The following is a 21,772-nucleotide window of genomic DNA, read 5'->3' as shown; positions in this document are numbered from 1 at the left end:
GGGATGACGCGTGCACAGGTGACTAATTAACGGCGAAACCGGGCGTCCGGGGCATCAGGCGTACGAGTGCAGCCCGGAGAACATGTAGTTCACGCCGAAGAAGTTGAACAGCAGCGCGGCGAACGCGATCAGCGCCAGAACGGCGGCCTTGCGGCCCTTCCACCCGGCGGTCGCGCGCGCGTGCAGGTACGCGGCGTAGATCACCCAGGTGATGAACGACCAGATCTCCTTGGGGTCCCAGCCCCAGTAGCGGCCCCACGCCTCGTCCGCCCAGATCGCGCCCATGATGATCGCGGCCGTCCAGATCGGGAACGCGAACATCGTGACGCCGTTGGCGAGCCGGTCCAGGCCGTCCGCCGACGGCATGCGGGCCAGGATGCCGTGCTCGCGCAGCGTCCCCCTGCCCTCGGCCCGCGCCTTGACCAGGTACAGGATGGTGGCGGCGCCCGCCACCGTGAACGCGCCCGTCGCGACGATCGCGGCGCTGACGTGGATCGCGATCCAGTACGAGTTGAGCGCGGGGCTCACCGGGCCGACCTCGTCGTACAGCCAGATGTTGGCGATGCCGAGCGCGACGACGGCCGCGACCATCACGAACGCGCCCAGGTAGCGGGCCCGGTACCGCAGCATCACGACGAGGAACGCGGTCACGGCGGCGAACGCGATCGCGGTGAGGAACTCGTACATGTTCGCCCACGGCCAGCGGTTCGCCGACAGGCCCCGCGACACCAGGACGCCCAGGTGAGCGCCCCACCCGAGCACGTTCAGCAGGATCGCGAGCCGGCCCGGCTCGATCTGCGTCCGCTCCGGCTCCTCCGCGCCGCCCGAGGCGGCGGGCATGCCGGGCGCCTCGGGGTCGGCGGACTCCGCGCCGGACGCGCCGACGAGCACCTTCGCCCGGCTCTCGGCCTCCACCTCGGCCTCGGCCCCGGCGAGCCTGCGGCGGCGCCCGAAACCGAGATCGGCCGCGTACGCGACCATCGCGATGATGTAGAGCACCACCGTGGTCAGCATGAGGTTGTCGCTCAGATTCGCGAGGTCGGCATCGCCCACCCTCGTCACTCCTTCGAATCGTCCGCCGCGCCGGTCGCCCGGCCGGCGTCGGGCTCGGCGCCCCGCCCGTCGTCCACGGGCTCCGCGTCGGGTCCGCCGTCATCCGGGCCCGCACCGGACCCGTCCTGCTCGGGACCGCGCAGCGCGGCCACGATGTCATCGAACTCCGCGGTCTGGCCGCCCAGCGTGAGCCCGCCGACCTCGACCACCGTACGCCCGCCCTTCCCGGCGGCCGCACGGACCCACACCCTGCGCCGCCGGACCATGAAGGACGCCACGACGCCCACCACCGCGAGAATCGCCGCGACCAGCGCGGGGATCCGTCCCGGGTCCCGGTTCACCGACAGGCTCGCCCACTCCCGGACGCCCTCGAACTCGATCGAGCCCGCCCCGTCCGGCAGCTCGAACGTGTCGCCGGGCTCCAGCACCTTCTGCCCGTCCCGGATCGGCTGGAGCGTCTCGCCGATGCCCTCCAGCTTGTAGACCGACTGCGGCGTGCCCTCGTCCAGGCCGATGTCGCCCTTGAACGAGCTGATCGTCACGACCGGGCGCAGCGGCGCCGGGAACGCGGACACGATCTGCTTCCCGTCCTCGGTCGACACCGCCGTCGGCCACAGGATCGCGTAGAACGCGAGCTGCTCGGGCTGCGCGTCCGGCGCCTTGATGACGCCCTCGGACGTGAGGTTGCGCTGCTCCATCGGCAGGAACGGCACCGCGTCGTTGAACGCGACGTTCCCGTTCGCGTCCCGGACCGTGAAGACCGGCGAGTACCCGTGGTTCAGCAGGTAGACCTTCGCGCCGCCGACCGTCAGCGGGTGGTTGACCTTCAGGTCGTACGGCTTCTCCGCGCCCCGCGGGTCCTCCCGGACGTGCATCCGCGCCGTGAAGTCGGTCGCCTGGCCCCGGCTCTCGCCCTCCTCGTGGTACTCGGCCTCGAAGTCCTCCAGCCGGACGGTGAACGGCGGGAGATCGTCGGAGTCGAACACGCGTCCGGGCTCGAACTGGTCGTAGAGGCTGAGCGAGTTCGCGAACGTGTCGCCCTCGGTCAGCAGGATGTTGCCGCGGTAGCCGAACAGGTTCCCGAGGCCGAGCGCGAACAGCAGCGCGAGCAGCGCCAGGTGGAAGACCAGGTTGCCGGTCTCGCCGAGGTAGCCCTTCTCCGCCGCCACCGCGCCGCCGGAGACGTCCACCCGGAAGCGCTTGCCCCGCAGCGCCCTGCGCGCGTCCTCCAGGACGTCCTCGGCCGGCGCGTCCGACTCGAACGACGCCGACTGCGGCAGCCGCCCCAGGTTGCGCGGCGCCGCCGGGGGCCGCGCCCGCATCGACCGGTAGTGCTTCGCGGCGCGCGGGATCACGCACCCCGCCAGCGACACGAACAGCAGGATGTAGATCGCGGCGAACCACGGCGCCGCGAACACGTCGAACATCGAGAACCTGTCGAGCCACGGCCCGAGCGTCCTGTGCTCTTCCAGGTAGAGCGCGACGTCCTCCGGCGCCTGCCCCCGCTGCGGGAACACCGACCCCGGAACGGAGCCGAGCGCCACCAGGAACAGCAGGATCAGCGCCGTGCGCATCGTCGTCAGCTGCCGCCACGCCCAGCGCAGCCAGCCCAGCGGGCCGAGCCCCTTCGGCTTCGGGGCGTCCTGCGCCGCCTGCCGCGCCGCCGGCGCCCGCATGCCGCTCTCGGGCTCCGTGCCGCTCTCGATCTCTGTGTCGCTCATGTCAGATCACCGGTTCGAAGCCGCTGATCCACGACCTCAGCTCGATGGTCATATCCCCCCACAGGCCGCTGACCAGCAGCACCCCGAGCAGCACCAGCATGCCGCCGCCGACGCGCATCACCAGCGGATAGTGCCGCTTCACCGCGCCGAACGCGCCCAGCGCCCGCCGGTACGCCAGCGCCGCCGCCACGAACGGCAGCCCGAGGCCCAGGCAGTACGCGAGGGACAGCAGCGCGCCCCGTCCCGCGCTCGCCTCCGTGATCGCCAGCCCCTGCACCGCGCCCAGCGTCGGGCCGATGCACGGCGTCCAGCCGATCCCGAACAGCACCCCCAGCACCGGCGCCCCCGCGAGCCCCGCCGCCGGGAGCCGTCCCGACTTCACCGTCCGCTGCAGCCCCGGGATCAGCCCCATGAACGCGAGCCCGAACACGATCGTCACCACGCCCAGCACGCGCGTGATCGTCTCCTGGTACTCCAGCAGCCACCGCCCGAGGCCGCCGAACAGGACGCCGTAGCTGACGAACACCGCCGAGAACCCCGCGACGAACAGCAGCACGCCCGCGAGCAGCCGGCCCTTGCGCTCGTCCGCCAGGTCCGCGCCCGACATGCCCGTCACGTACGACAGGTAGCCCGGCACCAGCGGCAGCACGCACGGCGAGGCGAACGACACCAGCCCGGCCAGCGCGGCCAGCGGCGCCGCGGCCACCAGCGAGCCGCCGACGACCGTCTCGTTCACCCCGGCCGCCGCGATCACTTTTCCGCGAGCATGTCGGTGACCAGCGGATTCAGCTTGCTGTAGGTCGTCGCACCGATGATCCGGGCCGCGACCCGGCCCTGCCGGTCCAGGACGAGCGTGCTCGGGATCGCGTTCGGCGGCACCTCGCGGAACGCGAGCGTCACCCGCCCGTCCGCGTCGAACACGCTCGGGTACGACACCTCGAAGTTGCGCTCGAACGCCCGCGCGTTCGGCTTCGAGTCCTTGAAGTTCACGCCGACGAACTCGGCGCCCTTGTCCTTCGTCTCCGCGTGCACCTGCTCCAGCGACGGCGCCTCACCGCGGCACGGCGCGCACCAGGACGCCCAGAAGTTCACCACGACGACCTTGCCGCGGTAGTCCGCCAGCGCGAACGCCTTCCCGTCCAGGAACTCCCCCGCGACGTCGCCGACCGACTTCCGGTCGCCGGGCGCGTACTCGGTCACGTTCCCGTCGCCGGACACGAACCGGTTCTGGCCCGCGCCGTCCTGCGACGCGTCCGTCCCGGCGCAGCCCGCCAGCAGCCCGCACAGGGCGACGACGGCCACGGCGGCGCGCACACGGAAGACACGGGGGTTCACGAACGGACCCTCCTACTACTACAGGTCGTAGTACAACAATCTACCGGCGCCCTCAGGCACCCGCGACACCGGGCTCCCCGCCCAGCCCCCCGGCCGGCTCGCAGTAGGCGACCTCGACGAGCCGGTTCCCCTCGAACGTCAGGCTCGTCACACTCGCCAGCCCGCACTCCCGCTTCACCGGGTGATGCCACAACCTGCGCCGCTCCGCGTGCAGCCGCAGCACCCAGACGGGCAACTGGTGGCTCACGCACACCGCCTCGTGCCCCCGCGACGAATCCCGCGCCCGGATCACCGCCGCGCGCATCCGCGCCGCCAGCTCCCCGTACGGCTCGCCCCACGACGGCTTGAACGGGTTCAGCAGGTACCGCCAGTGCTCCGGCCGCCGCAGCGACCCCGCCCCGACCCCGAACGTCAACCCCTCGAAGTGGTTGTCCGCCTCCGTCAGCCGGTCGTCCACCGTCACCGGCAGATCGAACGCGTCCGCCAGGGGCGCCGCCGTCTCCAGCGCCCGCTGCATCGGCGACGAGAACAGCGCCGTGACGTCCCGATCGGAGAACCACTTCGCGGCGGCCTTGGCCATGAGGAGACCGTCCTCGCTGAGCCGGTAGCCGGGCAGCCGCCCGTACAGGATTCCGCCCGGATTGTGCACCTCACCGTGCCGCAGCAGGTGAACGATCGTCTTCTCAGTCATGGCGACGTCAGGGTACCTGCCATCTTGCACCACCCTCGGCGTCAGGCCGCGAGGCGGCCTTCCTTCAACGGGCGTTGCGTGCGATTGCTGCATCGCTCCGACTCGCCCGAGGGGCTCGCTGCGCGATCAAGTTCTCGCTTCGCTCGAACTTGGCTTCGCTCGCAATCGCAGTGGTTCCGCTCCGCTCTGGCTGGGGCCTGGCTGGGGCGGGTGCGCCCTGGTGGGGACGCGGGGTGCGGTCATCGGCGGGCGGTTTTTACGACGTCTGCGATCGTGCGGACGGCCTGGTCTTGGACGTCCGGGGGTGTGCCTGTGGCCTCGGCCGTGCGGACGAACGCGTACGTCAGTGCGGCGGTGCACACGTCGGCCCTCTCCCACGGCATGACGCACGTGAGCGTTCCGGGCGCGCCTTCGTCTCCGACGGTCGCCAGCACGACCGACACGTAGGGGGACGGCGGACGCTCCCCCAGCGGCGTCTCGGTGCCGATCACCGCGCGGAGCGGACCGCCCGTCGGGAGCCGTCGCGGGGAGCCGAGCGCCGACTCGCAGACCTCGCCCATCTCGCGCTGCTCCGCCGCCTCCGGCGAGTCCGGGAAGTACGAGCAGTAGACCATCGCGATCCCGCCGACCGACCCCTGCCAGCCGTGCCGGACCACGCCCGTGCGTTCGTCCCCGACCTGGTTCACGCCGCTCGCGGCCCCGACCGAGCCGCCGCACTCCGTCCCCGTCGGCCCGATGAGGTACTGGCCGCCGATGTGGAAGACACCCGTGTTCTGGGGCAGCCGCACCGATGCGGGGATCTGGACTCGCGTTTCCCCCGGGGTCTCCTGCATGGGGTTGCCGCCGGGGCCCGTTCGATCGCAGTGCGTGACCGACGCGACGGTGGCCGTCCGCGATGGGCTCGCCGACACCGAACGGCCCGCCTGCGGTCGCGCGGGATCCTCGTCGCCCGGCTGCATCGCGATCAGCGCGCCGCCGCCCACCGCCACGACCGTCCCGCACGCCGCCGCACCGATACCGAGCGCCGTCTTGAGCCCGCCGGCACCCGCCTTCGCCGCGGCGGCCTTCCCCGCGCCCCCGCTCACCGCCTGGCCCGCGCCTTGGCCGGCTGCCTCGCCTGCACCGTGTGCGACCGCCTCGCCTGCGGTGTGGCCCGCGCCGCCGGCGGTTGCCTGGCCCGCGCCTTGCGCGACCGCCTCGCCTGCACCGTGTGCGACCGCCTCCCCGACGGTGTGGCCCGCGCCATCAGCGATTGCCTGGCCCGCGCCTTGCGCGACCGCCTCCCCTGCACCGTGTGCCACCGCCTCCCCGACGGCGTGGCCCGCGCCGTCGGCGGTTGCCTGGCCCGCGGTTTGGGCGCCGGGGAGGAGGGTGGCCGCTATGGGGAAGAGGGCGGCCAGGGACGCCGCTGCGGCGGCGAGGGTGCGGACGCCCGTGTGCTCCCAGTCGGGGCCGTAGGCGCGGACGGCGAGGGCCTCGAGTTCCTCGACGAACGCGGACGCGGCGGCGGGACGGTCCGCGGGGGACTTCGCCATCCCGCGGGCGACGAGCGGGCGGAGCGGTTCGGGGACGGTCTCGACCGGGATCTCGCCCGTGCGGTGCGCGAGCATGAGCGCGGCGCGGGTGCCGGTGAACGGACGGCGTCCGGTGGCGCACTCGACGAACACGCAGGTCGCCGCGTACACGTCGGTGGCGGGGGTGGCGGTGTGGCGGTCCCACTGCTCGGGCGCCATGTAGTACGGGGTGCCCGCCCCGCCCGCCTCCTGCCCGGCCGGGGTCGCGATGCCGAAATCGACGAGGCGGCTCAGGCCGTCCGCGGGGACGACCACGTTCGCGGGCTTGTAGTCGCGGTGGACGACGCCCAGGGCGTGGGCGGCGGCGAGTCCGAGGAGCGAGCCCTTGAGGACGGCGAGCGACGCCTCGGGGCCGAGTGCGCCGTGCCGGCCGAGGACCTCCTTGAGCGAGACGCCGTCGACCGCCTCCATGATGATCGCGGCACCGTCGGGGCCCTCGACGAGCCGGTGGAGGCGGGCGATGTGCGGGCTGTCCGCCCGGCCGAGCATCCGGGCCTCGTGCCGGAGGCGCTCACGTTCCGTCTCGCCCGTCAGGTACTTGATCGCCACCGGGGTGCCGGACTCGTCGTGCCTCGCCAGGACGACTCGTCCCTGCGCGCCCGCGCCGAGTTCCCGAACCTCGGTGTAACCGTCGACCGCCCACTCGGACACCCGCTGCCTCCGACCGTTGCCTGGAGATCAGGACAATGCCATGAGTACCGCTCTGATGGCGGGGCGGCGGGCGGCCTTCTCCCGCCAGACGGCGTAGACGCTGCGGGTCAGGGGGGCCACGAGGGGGACGATCGCGACGCCGGGCGGGACGTCGCAGCGGCCCATCCGGGGCAGGATCACGTTGCCGAGACCGGCGCCGACGAGCGCGAGCTGGGTGGCGAACTCGTAGGCCATGTGGACGATCCGGGGTTCGCTGTCGACGGCGCGGAGGGTGCGCAGGAGCCAGTCGCAGCAGATGCTGTCGGGCGAGGAGCTGATCCAGGGGTCGCCCGCGAGCTCCTTGAGGTGGACGGCGTCGCGGCCGGCCAGGGGGTGGTCGGCGGGGACGGCGACGTCGGCGACGTCCTCGCAGATCACGGCCTTCTGGAGGCCGCCGGGGAGCGGGAGGGGCTCGTTGTTCCAGTCCTGGACGACGGCCATGTCCAGGTCGCCGCGCAGGACGAGCGGCATGCTGTGCAGGGGGTCCTCTTCACGGAGGAGGACGCGCAGGTCGGGGTGGTCGGCGCGGAGGCGGCGCAGGGCGTCCGGCAGGAGGCCGCGCGCGGCGGTGGGGAACGCGGCGAGGGTGAGCTGGCCGACGACGGAGCCGCGGTGGGCCTCGAGGTCGGCCTGGGCCTGCTCGACCAGGGAGAGGATGCGTTCGGCGTGCGCGACGAGGAGTTCGGCGGCGTCGGTGAGGCGGACGCCGCGGCCGTTGCGCTCGAGGAGCTTCTGGCCGGTCTCGCGTTCGAGCTTGGCGAGCTGCTGGGAGACGGCGGACGTGGTGACGTGCAGGACGTCGGCGGCGGCGCTGACCGAGCCGTAGGTCGCGACGGAATGCAGGGCGCGCAGCCGTTCCAGATCGAGCATGAAGCAACCCTAAAGCGAGGACTCAAGCAGGTCTAGCTTGTACTTAAACGCGGGGGACGTCGGGACGCTCGACGGCCTGGCCGGGGCGCGCCCCGGCCAGGCCGTCGATGCCCTGGGCGCTGTCCCGGCTCAGCGGCCGGTGAAGAAGCCGCGGACGTCGGCGAGCAGGAGGTCTGGCGCCTCCATCGCGGCGAAGTGGCCGCCGCGGTCGTGGTCGGCCCAGCCGACCAGATTGTTGGCCCTCTCCTCGTCCCGGCGCAGCGCGATGTCCTGGACGGTGAAGAGGCTGACGGCGGTCGGCACCGCCGAGACCTCCTCCTCGCCCCACTCCCGCGCGTCCTCGTGGTACAGCGCGGCCGAGGAGCCCGCCGTGCCGGTGAGCCAGTAGATCGTGACGTCGGTGAGCAGCAGGTCGCGGTCGATCGCCTCGTGCGGCAGCTCCTTCGCCAGGTCGGTCATGTCGCGGATCTTGTCGAGGATCCAGGCGAGCTGCCCGGCGGGCGAGTCGGTGAGGCCGTACGCGAGAGTGCGCGGCCGGGTCGACTGGATGGCGATGTAGCCGCCGGCCTCGTCCATGAACGTGTTCATCCGCCGGACGCGGGCCCGTTCGCGGTCGGTCAGCGTGGGGTCGTCCGCGGCCGCGCTCGGGTAGGTGGTGCCGCCGTTGACGTGCACGCCGACCACCCGGTCGGGGGCGATCAGGCCCAGCGCGCGGGAGATCCCGCCGCCGAAGTCGCCGCCCTGCGCGCCGTACCGCTCGTAGCCGAGGCGGCGCATCAGCTCCGCCCACGCGCGCGCGATCCGCCGCGTCGTCCAGCCCGGCTCGCGGGTGGGGCCGGAGAAGCCGAAGCCAGGGATGGACGGGATCACCAGGTGGAAGTCGCGCGACAGCGGCTCGATCAGGTCGAGGAACTCCACGACCGAGCCGGGCCAGCCGTGCGTGAGGATCAGCGGCAGCGCGCCGGGGTCCGCGGACCGGACGTGCAGGAAGTGCACGTTCTGCCCGTCGATCTCGGTGGTGAACTGGGGGTGGGCGTTGAGCCGGGCCTCCCACGCGCGCCAGTCGTAGCCGTCCGCCCAGTACGCCGCCATGTCCCGGACGTACGGGACGGGCACGCCCCGGCGCCAGTCCCCCTCGTCCATCGGGCTCGGCCAGCGGGTGCGGGCCAGCCGGTCGCGCAGGTCGTCCAGGTCGGCCTGGGGGACGTCGATGCGGAAGGGACGGATCTCGTTCGTCATGGAAGGAACGCTAGAAGGCAGCTAGGACGGCTTCGGTCCTAGCTGGTCGCCAGAATGGAACTCATGCTGGAGACCTCCGCCCGCTTGCTCAGACTGCTCTCGCTGCTCCAGACCCACCGCGACTGGCCCGGTCCCGAACTGGCCGAGCGGCTCGGCGTCACGCCGCGCACCGTCCGGCGGGACGTGGACCGGCTGCGCGAGCTGGGCTACCAGGTGCACGCGACCCCCGGCGCCGCCGGGTACCGGCTCGGCGCGGGCGCCGACCTGCCGCCGCTGCTGCTGGACGACGAGGAGGCGGTGGCCGTCGCCGTCGGCCTGCGCACCGCGGCCACCGGCACCGTCGCGGGGATCGCGGAGGCGTCGGTGCGGGCGCTGGCCAAGCTGGAGCGGGTGCTGCCCTCCCGGCTGCGGCACCGCGTCCGGACGCTCGAGTCGATGACGCTCCCGCTGCCCGGCGCAGGCCCGGCCGTCCCGGCCGGCACGCTGACCGCCGTCGCGGCCGCCTGCCACGACCGGGAGACGCTGCGGTTCGACTACCGCGCCCACGACGGGACCGCCACCTACCGGACGGCCGAGCCGTACCGGCTGGTCGCCACCGGCCGCCGCTGGTACCTGGTCGCCTACGACACCGGACGGGACGGGTGGCGGACGTTCCGCGTGGACCGGCTCGCGCTCCGGACCCCGAACGGCCCGCGCTTCGCGCCCCGCGACCCGCCCGCAGAGGACCTCGCGGCGTACGTCTCGGGCGCCCTGTCCACCGCGCCGTACCGGTACCGGGGCCGCTTCACCGTCGGGGCGCCCGCCGCGGCCGTGGCCGGGCGCATCGCCCCGACGGCCGGCACGGTCGAGCCCGTCGACGCGGGCACGTGCACGCTGACCTGCGGCTCGGACTCCCTCGACGAGCTCGTCCTGTACGTGGGGACGCTCGGCGCGCCGTTCACCGTGCACGGGCCGCCCGAGCTGGTCGAGCACGTCCGGACGCTGTCGGCGCGCCTCGCCGCGGCGCTGCCCTAGGACGCCCTGGCGGCGGCCGACCCTGGCGGCGACCACTGCGATTGCGAGCGAAGCCAAGTTCGAGCGAAGCGAGAACTTGATCGCGCAGCGAGCCCCCCGGGCGACGCATCGTCCGCTGAAGGAAGGCCGCCTAGCGCCCTGACGCCGAGGAGGATGCAGTCGAACTCGCGGCGGCGCGGGCGGCGTGCGGGAGGGCGTCCAGGACGCGCCCGATCGCCTCCTCGCCGTGCGCGGCGGACAGGAACCACACCTCGAACGCGGACGGCGGCAGGTACACGCCGCGCTCCAGGGCGGCGTGGAAGAACGCCGCGTAGGCCTTCGAGTCCTGCCGCTGCGCGGCGGCGAAGTCGCCGACGGGCTCGTCGGTGAAGAAGATCGAGAAGAGGTTCCCGGCGTGCTGCGCGCGGTGCGGGACGCCCTCCTTCGCGAGCGCCTCGGACGCGGCCTTCAGGACGGTCGCGGCGGCGGTGTCGATCGCGGCGTAGACGTCGTCGGTCGCGTTGCGGAGGGTGGCGAGCCCGGCGGCGGTGGCGAGGGGGTTCCCCGACAGGGTGCCCGCCTGGTAGACGGGGCCGGCGGGGGCGAGCCGGTCCATGATGTCGGCGCGCCCGCCGAACGCGGCGGCGGGCAGGCCGCCGCCCATCACCTTCCCGAACGTCGTCAGGTCGCCCGCGACGCCCTCCAGTCCGTACCAGCCGGACCGGGACGCGCGGAAGCCGGTGAGCACCTCGTCGACGACGAGGAGGGCGCCGTAGCGCTCGCAGAGCCGCTTGAGGAGGGCGTTGAAGTCGGGCAGCGGGGGGACGACGCCCATGTTGCAGGGCACCGCCTCGGTGATCACGCACGCGATGTCGTGGCCGTGCTCGTCGAACGCCAGCTCGACGGCGGCGACGTCGTTGTACGGCAGGACGATCGTGTCGGCGGTCGTCGCGCCCGTGACGCCCGGGGTGTCGGGGAGGCCGAACGTGGCGACGCCGGAGCCCGCGGCGGCCAGGAGGGAGTCGACGTGCCCGTGGTAGCAGCCCGCGAACTTCACCACCTTCGGGCGGGACGTGAACCCGCGCGCGAGGCGGATCGCCGACATCGTCGCCTCGGTGCCGGAGTTCACCAGCCGCACCTTCTCCACCGGCGCGCGCGCGGCAATCTCCTCGGCGAGTTCCACCTCGCCGGGTGTGGGCGCACCGTAGGACGTCCCGTGCCCGGCGGCCTCGCGCACGGCGTCCACCACGGCGGGATGGGCGTGGCCGAGGATCATCGGGCCCCACGAGCACACGAGGTCGACGTACTCGTAGCCGTCCGCGTCGGTCAGGTACGGGCCGCGCGCGGACGTCATGAAGCGGGGCGTGCCGCCGACGGCGCCGAAGGCCCGGACCGGCGAGTTCACGCCGCCCGGGACGACCCCGGCGGCACGCTCGAACAACTGCTGGGAGCGATCGGTTCCAGTCACGGTTCCATCCTGTCAGTTGCAGTTCGGCGACTTGCCTTGACCTCGCCGGGCACGGACCTATATTCCACCAAGTGACGACATCGGCGCCCGTTCCGGCGCCTTCCCCCTTTCACCGGCGATCAGCCGTATCGAGGAGTGGCTTTCAACGTGGTCGACGGCTGGACGGTTCCGGGCTTCACGCACGAACGGGAACTGGGCGGCGGCGCGTCCGGCAGGGTGGCACTGGCGGTCGACGACACCACCGGCACCCGGGTCGCGATCAGGTACCTGGACCGGAGGCTCGTCGACGACCAGTCGTTCATGGCCCGGTTCAGCGAGCGGGCGCGCACGCTCACGCGGGTCGAGGACCCCAACGTCGTCGACGTCTACGACTTCGTGACCGGTGACGGGGGCGCGGCCCTCGTGATGCAGCACGTCGAGGGCGTCAGCCTGCGCCGCGTCCTGGCCGTGCAGGGGCCGGTCGGCCCGCTCGCGGCGCTGTCCACGCTCGGCGGGACGCTGCTCGGCCTCGCGGCGGCGCACGAACGCGAGGTCGTGCACGGCACCGTCCGCCCGTCGGACGTGCTGGTGGACGAGCGGGGCAACGCGGTGGTGGGCGACTTCGCGCTCGCACCGCCGGGCACCGAGGCGCAGACCGTCCCGCCGTACGCGGCGCCGGAGCTGTGGGAGGGCGCGCCCGCGACGGTCGCCACCGACGTGTACGCGGTCACCGCAGTGTTCTTCGAGTGCCTCACCGGACGGCCGCCGTTCGCCGGACGCAACATGGCCCGGCTGCACCGGGAGGCGCCGATCCCCGTCGAGGAGGTCCCCGGACCGCTCCGCGACCTCCTGGGGCGGGGCCTCGCGAAGGACCCGGCCGACCGTCCGGCGTCGGTGGCCGACTTCATCGTCGCGCTCGAAGAGGCCGCGATCTCCGCGTACGGGCCGTCGTGGGAGGCGCAGGGCCGCGGGCGGCTCACCGAGCTGGCCGCCGAGGCGGCGCGGCGGCCCGAACCGAAGAAGGCGTCCCGCGGGACCGGCCGGAACGCGATCGTGACGAGCGCCGCGCGGCCCGCCCGGGGGTCGCGGGCGCGCTGGATCGGCGCGGGCGCCGCCACCCTCGCGGTGATCGCCGGTGCGGCGGCCGGCGTGGCCGCGCTGACCGGCGGCGAGAAGCGCGAGCCGGTCGCCGCCCCGCCCACCCCGGCACAGCAGAGCACCAGCCCGCAACCCGTCCTGCCGGCGGGCGGCGTGGACCCGGCGCCGCTCGTCGCGCGGATCGAGCAGGCGACGGCGCGCGCGCCGGGGGCGAAGTTCGACTTCGCGCGCGACGGGGAGGGCGCCGTCCGGGCGGTGGGCACCTTCGCGGTCGTGCCGGGCGCGCGGCCGTCCTACGCGATGACGGTCCGGGGCACCGGCGACACGCGCAACGCCGGCAAGACGATCGTCGTCGGGGACCGCTTCCACGGCGAGGTGTCGCGCAAGTGGCGCGCGCTGCCGGCGCGGAACGCGTACGCCGCGCTGACCGAGCAGGTCCGGCAGGGCACCTCGGTGGCGACCGTGACGTCCCTCCTGCGCACCGCCACGGAGCTGCGCAAGGACGGCGAGGTCTACAAGGGCGCGGCCCCCGCGGCGGCGCTCGCGCAGGCTCCGGGCGTCGGACCGCTGTACGCGTCCCTCACCCGGACGACCGGCGCGGCGTCGATCGAGTTCGCGATCAGGATCGACGGGCAGGCCCGTCCGGCCGCGCTGTGGATGCGCGCCGGGGAGCCGAAGGCGAAGCACGCCGTGCTGCAGACGACCTACGCCGACTGGGGGCGCAAGAGCGTCAAGGCGCCGGGCTGAGCCCCGCCGCTCCGTGCTCGGCCCGGCCGGGACATGCCGCGGGCCCCGGAATCCGGCGCGATTCCGGGGCCCGCCGTTTCGGGGGGCGGCTACGGCTCAGCCGCCGCCGGGGTAGTCCGGGTTGTTCATGCTGGGGATCTCGATGCTGATCGGGAAGTCCGCACCGGACAGGACGAGCAGGGCCGCGAGGCGCAGGATCTCGTCGAAGACCCAGTAGACCTGCTGGACGATCCCCGGGGCGTCCTCGAGTTCGAGGATGCCCTCACGGATCCGGATGAAGGGCTCCCAGGCGACGTTGAAGGCCGTGTCCCAGAAGGGGTACCGCCGGATGTTCAGCGAGTTGGCGATCTCGTCACCGAGCACGTAGCGGGTGAGCGCGCCGAGGATGGGCTTGGTGACGTACCTGAGCGGCCCGCCCGGGACGATCGTGGCGAGGTTCAGCAGCATGTCCGCGAGCTTGATGCCCTCGGGCGTCGCCGCCAGGATCGGCGTCAGGACCTGCGCGGCCTGCGAGTCGGCCTCGGCCCACGAGTTCGGGATGTACTCGTCCTTGATGCCGAGCATGTGCGCGCACAGCTGCCACGAGTGCAGGAACGCCTCCGACTCGTTCGCCGGGATCGGCACCTTCCACTTCTTCAGGTTCTGCATGACGGTCGTCGGCAGGCTGTGCCAGGTGACCATCATGTCCGCCTGGCTGATCGGGATCGCTTCGTCCGCGACCTTGTTCCAGTGCGGGGACTGCGGCAGCAGGTGCCGGACGCCCGCGTGCGCCAGCCGGGTCTTCACGCAGGTGACGATCATCTCGCCGTCGTCGCCGTAGGCGTTGGCGGTGCCGATGTCGTACCCGAGCTTGGCGGTCTTGGTGATGCGGTCGCGCATGTCCGCGCCGCCCTTGGAGTAGTAGACCGCCCGCGCCTCGCGGGGGATGACCGTGCTCATCATCCCGCTGGCGAAGCCGTAGGTGACGCCCAGGTAGAGCCCGCGCTTCTCGTTGAAGTCCACCGCGGTCTCGAGCTTGCCGCTGTCGGCCCACGACGGCAGCGCGCGGGCCCGCTCCATGAAGGCGCGCAGCTCCGACGGCAGCGCCGACGACAGCTGCTGGCCGTTCTTGGTCCACTTGCGCAGTTCGGTGTTGACCGCGTCCACGTGGCCGCCACGGATCACTTCGGCGACGATCTGGTCGGCCTCGTCGTCCCACACGCCCTTGGGGTCGGCGCCCGCCCCCGCTCCTGCCACCGACCCCTTGGGGGACCAGGTCCACAGTGTGCTCGCGTTCGCGGGCGCCGCGACGCTCAGCGCGCCGAGCGCGCCCAGCGTGCCGCCCGCCGCCAGCATCTTCCGCCTGCTGAGTTCGTCCATGCCAGTGTCCTCCTCGGGGTGAGCATCCGTTGATACGCTGATACATGGTTTGCATCTGTGTATCATCGGTGGCAGACCAATAACAGCACACGGATTCAGCCGAAACAAGACCCGATTTGATGCGATTACCGACGCTCTAAGTAGAATCAGCCCTCTCAGGAGGAAAGCCGTGGACTCTGATCAGTCGTCCGCCCTCACAGCGGTCTCGGATCCCGAGTCGTTGCTCGAACAGGCGTACACCGACGCCGTCGAACGGGTCGACGACCCGGACGAGACGCGAGCCCGCGTCCTCGACGCGGCCTACGAGCAGTTCGCCCGGTTCGGCGTCCAGCGATCCACCATGGAGGACGTGGCCCGCCGCGCCGGCGTCTCGCGGATCACCGTCTACCGGCGGTTCGCCACGAAGGACGCACTGGTCGAGCACGTGGTGCGCCGGGAGCTGCGCCGCTACTTCGACCGGTTCCTCATCGACATAAAGCGGGCCGAGACCGCCGCCGACCGGGTCGTGCTCGGCTTCGTGAGCTCGCTGCGCGCCATCCAGCGCAACCCGCTGATCGGCGGCCTGATCGTCGCCGAACCCGACCTGCTCGTCCCGTCCATGGTCAGCGACGGCGGCAAGACCCTCGCGACCGTCCGGCAGTTCGTCGCCGGCCAGCTCCGCCGCGAGCAGCGCGCGGGCAACGTCGCGGACGGGCTGGACATCGACCTCGTGGCCGAGATGATGGTCCGGATCTCGGCGTCGTTCCTCGCGATCCCCAGCCTCGTCATCGACCTCGACGACGACGAGCAGCTGGCCGCGATCGCCGAGCGCTTCCTCGTCCCGATGCTGGAGCCCTGACGGCCGGAACACGGCGCGCCCGGCCCCGGCGCCGGCCGACGGGGCGGCGGTCAGCCGACGGCGTCCGAGAGGACCTCCAGGAGCCTCAGGGGGTCGGGCAGGGGGGTCTGGGGCGGGCGGAGCCAGGTGGACGCGCGGCCGTGCGGCAGCGCGGTCGGCGGGGCGACGACGTAGCTGTCGCGGCAGTGCCACCGCATGCCGGGGGTCTCGGCGACGTCCTCCGGGGAGCAGTCGAGGTGGCAGGACCACCACTCGTCCTCGTCGGCGGGGGCGCCGCGGGTGGTGACGAAGAACTGGACGCGTTCGGCGCCGACCGCGGCGACGGGACCGGCGGGCAGGCCGTCGCGCTCGATGCGGGCGAGGGCGCGGCGGCCCGCGTCGGCGGGGACGTCGAGGACGTCGAAGACGCGGCCGGTGGGGAGGATGATCCCGGCCTCCGGGCGCTCGGCCCACCAGCGTTTCAGGACGCCCGTGTCCGCGCTGGCCTGCAGGCCCCAGGTGGCGGAGACGGGATGCGCGGCGGGATCGGGACAGCCGATGCGGTCGCAGGAGCAGGCGCGGTCGCCGCCGACGGGGGCGTGCGCCCCGGGTACGCAGGGCCAGCCGAGCGCCGCGTAGCCGAGGACCGCCGTGATCGTCCGCTCCCGCGCGGCCTGGCGCGCCGCCTTGTTCCGCCTGTAGCCCGACACCGCCAGCATGAGCGCCCCCCAAAGCGAGTTCCTGTACCGATGATGCCTCGCGGGGAGCGGGGCCCGCACGGCAACCCCCGGAAACGGCCCCGGCGAGCCGGGCGCGCCGGCCCCGGCGGCCCCGGCCGGACGGCTACGGCGGACGGCTACGCGGTGAGGCGGCGGGCCACCTCGGCCGCCCAGTACGTGAGGACCATGTCGGCGCCCGCGCGGCGGATCGACAGCAGCGACTCCATGATCGTCCGCTCCCGGTCCAGCCAGCCCTTCTCCGCGGCGGCCTCGATCATCGCGTACTCGCCGCTGACCTGGTAGGCCGCCACGGGGACGTCGACGGCGTCGCGGACGCGGCGGACGACGTCGAGGTAGGCGCCCGCGGGCTTCACCATGACCATGTCGGCGCCCTCGTCGAGGTCGAGGAACACCTCGCGGAGGGACTCCTCGACGTTCGCCGGGTCCTGCTGGTGGGTGGAGCGGTCGCCGAACCGCGGCGCGCACTCGGCGGCGTCGCGGAAGGGGCCGTAGTAGGCGGAGGAGTACTTCACCGAGTACCCCATGATCGCGACGTCCGGGTAGCCCGCGCCGTCCAGCGCCTCCCGGATGGCGCCGACCTGGCCGTCCATCATGCCGCTCGGGCCGACGACGGCGGACCCGGCGGCGGCCTGCGCGACGGCGATCGACGCGTACCGCCGCAGGGTCGCGTCGTTGTCGATCTCGCCCGCCTGGGTGAGGACGCCGCAGTGCCCGTGGTCGGTGTACTCGTCGAGGCACAGGTCCGTCATGACGACGGTCGAGTCGCCGAGGTCGGCGGCGAGATCGCGCAGCGCGAGCTGCACGATGCCCGCCGGGTCGTCGGCGGCCGAGCCCTCGCCGTCCTTGACCGCGGGGATCCCGAACAGGATGATCCCGCCCACGCCCGCCTCGACGGCGTCGTGCGCGGCCTTGCGGAGGCTGTCGCGGGTGTGCTGGTACACGCCCGGCATCGACGCGACGGGCTGCGGCGCGTCGATGCCCTCCTTGACGAACATCGGCAGGACGAGCTCGGCGGGGCTCAGCCGCGTCTCGGCGACCATCCGGCGCAGCGCCGGGGTGCGGCGCAGCCGGCGGGGCCGCGCGGCGGGGAACTGTGCGGTCATCATCTCTCCCTGGGGCTCGCGGCCCTCCCGGGTCTGCGGCCCGGCAGCGCCGCCGGACGCTACTTGCGGCGGCGGGCGCCCCGGCGCATCTGGGACGGCTTGCGCAGCGGGTCGCCGTTCTCGACCTGCGTCGCCCGCCGCTTGGCACCGTACTCGGCGAGCGCCTCCGCGAGGGCGGACACGGACGGTCTGGGCGCCATGACGTCGACGCGCAGCCCGTACTCCTCGGCCGTCTTGGCCGTCTGCGGGCCGATCACGGCGATGACGGTGACGTTGTGCGGCTTCCCGGCGATCCCGATGAGGTTCTTCACCGTCGACGACGAGGTGAACAGCACCGCGTCGAACCCGCCGCCCTTGATCGCCTCGCGGATCGGCGCGGGCGGCGGCGCCGCCCGGACCGTCCGGTACGCGGTGACGTCCTCGCACTCCCAGCCGAGGTCGGTCAGCCGGGCGATCAGGGTGTCGGTGGCGATGTCGGCGCGCGGCAGCAGCACCCGGTTGATGGGGTCGAGGTCCTCGTCGTAGGGCGGCCACACCTCGGCCAGGCCCTCGCCGGACTGCTGCCCCTCGGGGGTCAGGTCGGGGACGACGCCGAACTCGACGAGCGCGGCGGCGGTCTGCTCGCCGACGGCCGCGACCTTCAGGCCCGCGAACGCGCGGGCGTCCAGCCCGTAGGCGGTGAACTTCTCCCGGATCGCCTTGACCGCGTTGGTCGAGGTGAAGACCACCCACTCGTACCGTCCGGTCACGAGCCCCTTGACGGCACGGTCCATCTGCTGGGGGGTGCGCGGCGGCTCGACGGAGATCGTCGGGACCTCGTCGGGGACGGCGCCGTACCCGCGGAGCTGGTCCGACAGGGACGCGGCCTGCTCCTTCGTGCGCGGTACCAGCACGCGCCAGCCGAACAGCGGCTTCGTCTCGAACCACGACAGCCGGTCGCGGTGCTTGACGACGTCCCCCACGATGATCATCGCGGGGGCCTCCATGCCCTTGGCCTCGGACGCGAGCTTGTGCAGGGTCGACACGACGGTCTCCTGCTCGGTGGTCGTGCCGAGGCTCGTCATCGCCGCCGGGGTGCGGTCGGAGCGGCCGGCGGCGACCAGGCCCTTGCAGGTCTCGGCGACCGCGTGCTCGGCGCCGAGGACGACCAGGGTCGCGGCCGGGTCGGCGTAGGCCGTCCAGTCGACGCCGCCGTGGGACGCGTCGACGACGCGGACCTCGCGGTGGTCGGGGTCGGTCAGCGGGATCCCCGCGTAGCCCGGCACGCCCGTCACCGCCGACACGCCCGGGACGACCTCGAACGGCACCCCGGCCTTGGCGAGCGCGCCGCCCTCGGCGGCCAGCCCGCAGCCGAGGCCCGGGTCGCCCCGGAACAGCCGGACGACGCGGCGTCCGGCCTTCGCGGCGCGCGCGGCGAGCTTGACGGGGTCGCCCTCGGCGGTGTCGACGATCTCGGCGTCGGGACGGCAGTGCGCGAGCACCGTGTCGGGGCAGTGCGCCCGGCTGACGACGACGGTGTCGGCGTTCTCGAGTTCGGCGGCGGCGCGCAGGGTCAGCAGTTCCGGGTCGCCCGGACCCATCCCGACGATGGCGACGGTGCCGGGGTCGATGGTCCGGCGGGAGGCCGGCACGGCGACGGCGGGACGCGCGGCGGCGGCCCCCGGGGCGGCGCCCCCGGCGGCGGTGCCCCCGGCGGCGGTGCCCGCCGTGGTGCCCGGGCGGGCGGGGCTCTGGCTAGCGGGGCTCAATCTCGCTCCCCCATCAACTGGTCGGCCCCCTGGCCGAGCATCCGGTTCGCGAGGTCGCGTCCGATCTGCTCGGCCGAGTCCGGGTGGCCGCTTGCGGACATCCGAATCTGCCGGGTCCCGTCGTAGGCGGCGACGGTCGCGGTCAGATGCAGCGTTTCTTCAACTTCGGCAGCGTATGTTCCCACAGGCGCCGAGCAACCGCCCTCGAGCACCGCCAGCACCGTGCGCTCGGCGGTCACGGCGGCCCTGGTCAGCGGGTCGTCTAGGGTGCCGAGCAGCTCGATCAGGTCGGGCCGGTCGGCGCGGCACTCGAGCGCGAGGGACCCCTGCCCGGGGGCGGGCAGCATCTGGTCGGGGTCGAACACCTCGGCCACCGAGTCGAGCCGCCCGATGCGGCGCAGCCCGGCGTGCGCGAGGACGACCGCGTCCAGCTCGCCGTCGGTGACCTTGCTCAGCCGGGTGGGCGCGTTGCCGCGGATCGGGACGACCTCGAGGTCGCCGCGCAGGGCGCGCAGCTGCGCGACGCGGCGCGGCGAGCCGGTGCCCACGCGGGCGCCGTTCGGCAGGTCGGCGAGCTTCGCGGGGCCGCACAGGGCGTCGCGGGGGTCGTCGCGGGCGGGCGTCGCGGCGAGCGCGATCCCCGGCGTCGGCGCGGTGGGCAGGTCCTTCAGCGAGTGCACCGCGAAGTCCACCTCGCCGGACAGCAGCCTGTCCCGCAGCTCGTTGACGAAGACTCCGGTGCCCCCGATCTGGGCGAGCAGCGCCTTGGAGACATCACCCTGCGTCGTTACCCCGACGAGCTCCACGGCATGCCCCGTGCGCCGCGTCAATGCGTCGGCGACGCCCTGGGACTGCGTCATCGCCATCAGGCTCTTGCGGGTGCCGAGGCGCAGCGGGCGTACCTGACCCGTGTGCACGGTGCCCGTACCCGTCCCGGTGGTGGTCAATGCCTCGCTCCGCTCACGATTCGTTCCGGTCGCCGGACGCCGCGTCCCCGGCGCTCACCGCGCGGACGCTCGCCGCCTGCGCGTTCACGTCGCGCACGGTGGGGCCGCTCACGCAGTCGGCCTCGGCGCACTCCGCCGCCGTCGGCCCCGGTGCGGGCGCCTGCGCCGCGGCCCCGCTCCCTTCCACCGTACGCGCGGCGGCGCCCCAGGGGGCGGTGCCGCTCCCGGCCGCCGGGACGGGACGCGGCCCGTCCTCCTCCGCGCCGGGCCGCATGTCGGCGCGCGCGACCGCCTCGGGGGCCTTCGGGTCCAGGTCGAACAGCTCGCGCAGCGCGTCGGCGTAGGAGTCGCCGCCGGGCGCCGCCGCGAGTTCCTTGACCCGGACGGTCGGGGCGTGCAGCAGCTTGTCGACGACCCGCCGGACGGTCTGCGCGATCTCCTTGCGGTCGCGCTCGTCCAGTTCGGGGAGGCGTCCGGCGAGCCGGTCCAGCTCGGCGTCGACGACGCCCGCGGCCTTGGTGCGCAGCGCGACGACGGTCGGCGCGACGGCGGCGGCGCGGGCGGCCGACAGGTAGTCGGCGACCTCGTCGCGGACGATCCGGCGGACCGCCTCCACGGCCTGCGGGCCGACGGCCCGCGCGGCCTCCTGCGCGGTGCGCAGGTCGTCCAGCCCGGCGAGGGCGACGCCCGGCAGCTCGCGGACGGCCCGGTCGATGTCGTGCGGGAGGGCGAGGTCGAGCAGGAACCGGTCGCGGCCGTCCGCGCCCGCCCCGGCCGCGGCGAGCCGCTCGGCGGTGAGGACGACGCCGGTCGCGCCGGTGCAGGACACGATCAGGTCGGCGCCCGCGAGCGCGGCGTCGAGGTCGGCGAGGTCGACGGCGCGGGCGGGCACCTCCAGCGACTCGGCGAGCCGGACGGCGTTCGCGCGCGTCCGGTTCGCGATCACGACCTCGCGGGCCCCGCCGCGGCCCAGCGTCGCGGCGGCCAGCGAGCTCATCGACCCGGCGCCGACGACCAGCGCGCGGACGCCCGCGAGCGGGCCGAGGTGCCGGGCGGCGACGTCGAGGCCGACGCTGACCAGCGACGCGCCGGCCTGGTCGATGCCGGTCTCGTGGTGGGCGCGCTTGCCGACCCGCAGCGCCTGCTGCAGGACGTCGTGCAGGTCGCGGCCGAGCGTCCCCTCGTCCTGCGCCAGCCGGAACGCCTGCCGCAGCTGCCCGAGGATCTGCCCCTCGCCGACGACCATTGACTCCAGCCCGCACGCCACCGCGAACGCGTGCTGCACGGCCCGCTCCTCGTAGTGGACGTACAGGTGCCGGGACAGGTCCTCCAGCGGGACGCCGGAGTGCAGGGACATCAACTCGGAGATCGCGGACACGCCGCCGTGGAACCGGTCCACGACCGCGTACACCTCGACCCGGTTGCACGTCGACACGATCGCCGCCTCGGCGACGTATCCGGACTCGTGCACCGCATGCAGCAGCTTGGCCAGGTCGTCCCCGGTCACCGCCGCCCGTTCGAGCATCGCCACGGGGGCGCTCCGGTGACTCAGCCCCACCACCAACACACTCATGTGAACTCCGCTGTTCGCCCTACTCGC

Annotated in this window: 18 protein-coding genes; 3 read left to right on the top strand and 15 right to left on the bottom strand. The window is 73.7% G+C overall.

The window, feature by feature from the left end:
* Positions 1-54: 54 nt before the first annotated feature.
* The 8 genes from ccsB to F7P10_RS24300 form a co-directional block, all read right to left on the bottom strand.
* Positions 55-1,053, bottom strand: coding sequence for a c-type cytochrome biogenesis protein CcsB (gene ccsB / locus F7P10_RS24335; protein WP_254715990.1), 999 nt, complete (start codon positions 1,051-1,053; stop codon positions 55-57).
* Between the two features lie 5 nt (positions 1,054-1,058).
* Positions 1,059-2,774, bottom strand: a complete 1,716-nt coding sequence (locus F7P10_RS24330) for a cytochrome c biogenesis protein ResB (protein ID WP_151012546.1) — start codon at positions 2,772-2,774, stop codon at positions 1,059-1,061.
* Position 2,775: 1 nt separating this feature from the next.
* Positions 2,776-3,510, bottom strand: a complete 735-nt coding sequence (locus F7P10_RS24325) for a cytochrome c biogenesis CcdA family protein (protein ID WP_218040133.1) — start codon at positions 3,508-3,510, stop codon at positions 2,776-2,778.
* Positions 3,511-3,524: 14 nt separating this feature from the next.
* Positions 3,525-4,109: a TlpA disulfide reductase family protein gene (locus F7P10_RS24320; protein ID WP_254715989.1), complete on the bottom strand. Its 585-nt coding sequence runs from the start codon at positions 4,107-4,109 to the stop codon at positions 3,525-3,527.
* 52 nt (positions 4,110-4,161) lie between these two features.
* Positions 4,162-4,800: a histidine phosphatase family protein gene (locus F7P10_RS24315; protein WP_151012542.1), complete on the bottom strand. Its 639-nt coding sequence runs from the start codon at positions 4,798-4,800 to the stop codon at positions 4,162-4,164.
* 239 nt (positions 4,801-5,039) lie between these two features.
* Complete coding sequence (locus F7P10_RS43460) at positions 5,040-7,025, bottom strand: serine/threonine-protein kinase (RefSeq protein ID WP_218040132.1); 1,986 nt, start codon at positions 7,023-7,025, stop codon at positions 5,040-5,042.
* A 27-nt stretch (positions 7,026-7,052) separates the two neighbouring features.
* Positions 7,053-7,934: a LysR family transcriptional regulator gene (locus tag F7P10_RS24305; protein WP_151012540.1), complete on the bottom strand. Its 882-nt coding sequence runs from the start codon at positions 7,932-7,934 to the stop codon at positions 7,053-7,055.
* 129 nt (positions 7,935-8,063) lie between these two features.
* Positions 8,064-9,173 (bottom strand): epoxide hydrolase family protein, encoded by a 1,110-nt coding sequence (locus F7P10_RS24300; RefSeq protein ID WP_151012538.1) that lies wholly within the window; start codon positions 9,171-9,173, stop codon positions 8,064-8,066.
* 63 nt (positions 9,174-9,236) lie between these two features.
* Between F7P10_RS24300 and F7P10_RS24295 the strand changes: the two genes are divergently transcribed.
* On the top strand, positions 9,237-10,187 hold the full coding sequence (locus F7P10_RS24295; protein ID WP_151012535.1) for a YafY family protein: 951 nt from the start codon (positions 9,237-9,239) through the stop codon (positions 10,185-10,187).
* A 130-nt stretch (positions 10,188-10,317) separates the two neighbouring features.
* On the opposite strand, the gene hemL is transcribed toward F7P10_RS24295, so the two are convergent.
* Positions 10,318-11,634, bottom strand: a complete 1,317-nt coding sequence (gene hemL, locus F7P10_RS24290; RefSeq protein WP_151012534.1) for a glutamate-1-semialdehyde 2,1-aminomutase — start codon at positions 11,632-11,634, stop codon at positions 10,318-10,320.
* A gap of 135 nt (positions 11,635-11,769) precedes the next feature.
* Here hemL and F7P10_RS24285 point away from each other — a divergent pair, with 135 nt between their 5' ends.
* Positions 11,770-13,458: a serine/threonine-protein kinase gene (locus F7P10_RS24285; RefSeq protein ID WP_151012532.1), complete on the top strand. Its 1,689-nt coding sequence runs from the start codon at positions 11,770-11,772 to the stop codon at positions 13,456-13,458.
* Positions 13,459-13,554: 96 nt separating this feature from the next.
* Here F7P10_RS24285 and F7P10_RS24280 read toward each other — a convergent pair whose 3' ends face one another.
* Complete coding sequence (locus F7P10_RS24280) at positions 13,555-14,817, bottom strand: oxygenase MpaB family protein (protein ID WP_151012529.1); 1,263 nt, start codon at positions 14,815-14,817, stop codon at positions 13,555-13,557.
* A 169-nt stretch (positions 14,818-14,986) separates the two neighbouring features.
* Between F7P10_RS24280 and F7P10_RS24275 the strand changes: the two genes are divergently transcribed.
* Complete coding sequence (locus F7P10_RS24275) at positions 14,987-15,655, top strand: TetR/AcrR family transcriptional regulator (protein WP_151012527.1); 669 nt, start codon at positions 14,987-14,989, stop codon at positions 15,653-15,655.
* Between the two features lie 50 nt (positions 15,656-15,705).
* On the opposite strand, the gene F7P10_RS24270 is transcribed toward F7P10_RS24275, so the two are convergent.
* The 5 genes from F7P10_RS24270 to F7P10_RS24250 all read right to left on the bottom strand — a co-directional run bounded on the left by F7P10_RS24270 (position 15,706) and on the right by F7P10_RS24250 (position 21,745).
* The gene (locus tag F7P10_RS24270; RefSeq protein WP_151012525.1) at positions 15,706-16,353 is read right to left on the bottom strand and encodes a bifunctional DNA primase/polymerase; all 648 of its coding nucleotides are present in this window, start codon (positions 16,351-16,353) and stop codon (positions 15,706-15,708) included.
* A 137-nt stretch (positions 16,354-16,490) separates the two neighbouring features.
* The gene (gene hemB, locus F7P10_RS24265; protein ID WP_151018262.1) at positions 16,491-17,477 is read right to left on the bottom strand and encodes a porphobilinogen synthase; all 987 of its coding nucleotides are present in this window, start codon (positions 17,475-17,477) and stop codon (positions 16,491-16,493) included.
* A gap of 59 nt (positions 17,478-17,536) precedes the next feature.
* Entirely contained in the window at positions 17,537-19,057 is a 1,521-nt protein-coding gene (locus F7P10_RS24260) for a uroporphyrinogen-III synthase (protein WP_151018261.1), read from the bottom strand.
* 164 nt (positions 19,058-19,221) lie between these two features.
* Positions 19,222-20,091 (bottom strand): hydroxymethylbilane synthase, encoded by an 870-nt coding sequence (gene hemC / locus F7P10_RS24255; RefSeq protein WP_151018260.1) that lies wholly within the window; start codon positions 20,089-20,091, stop codon positions 19,222-19,224.
* Positions 20,092-20,185: 94 nt separating this feature from the next.
* Positions 20,186-21,745 carry a glutamyl-tRNA reductase gene (locus F7P10_RS24250; RefSeq protein ID WP_368077421.1) on the bottom strand — a complete coding sequence of 520 codons (1,560 nt, stop codon included), beginning with the start codon at positions 21,743-21,745 and terminating at the stop codon, positions 20,186-20,188.
* Positions 21,746-21,772 lie beyond the last annotated feature (27 nt).

The organism is Actinomadura sp. WMMB 499 (assembly GCF_008824145.1).
In the GTDB taxonomy this organism is placed as follows: Bacteria; Actinomycetota; Actinomycetes; order Streptosporangiales; family Streptosporangiaceae; genus Spirillospora.
The sequence above is the reverse complement of the archived record's forward strand: the minus strand, read 5'-3'. Positions and strand labels throughout refer to the sequence as shown.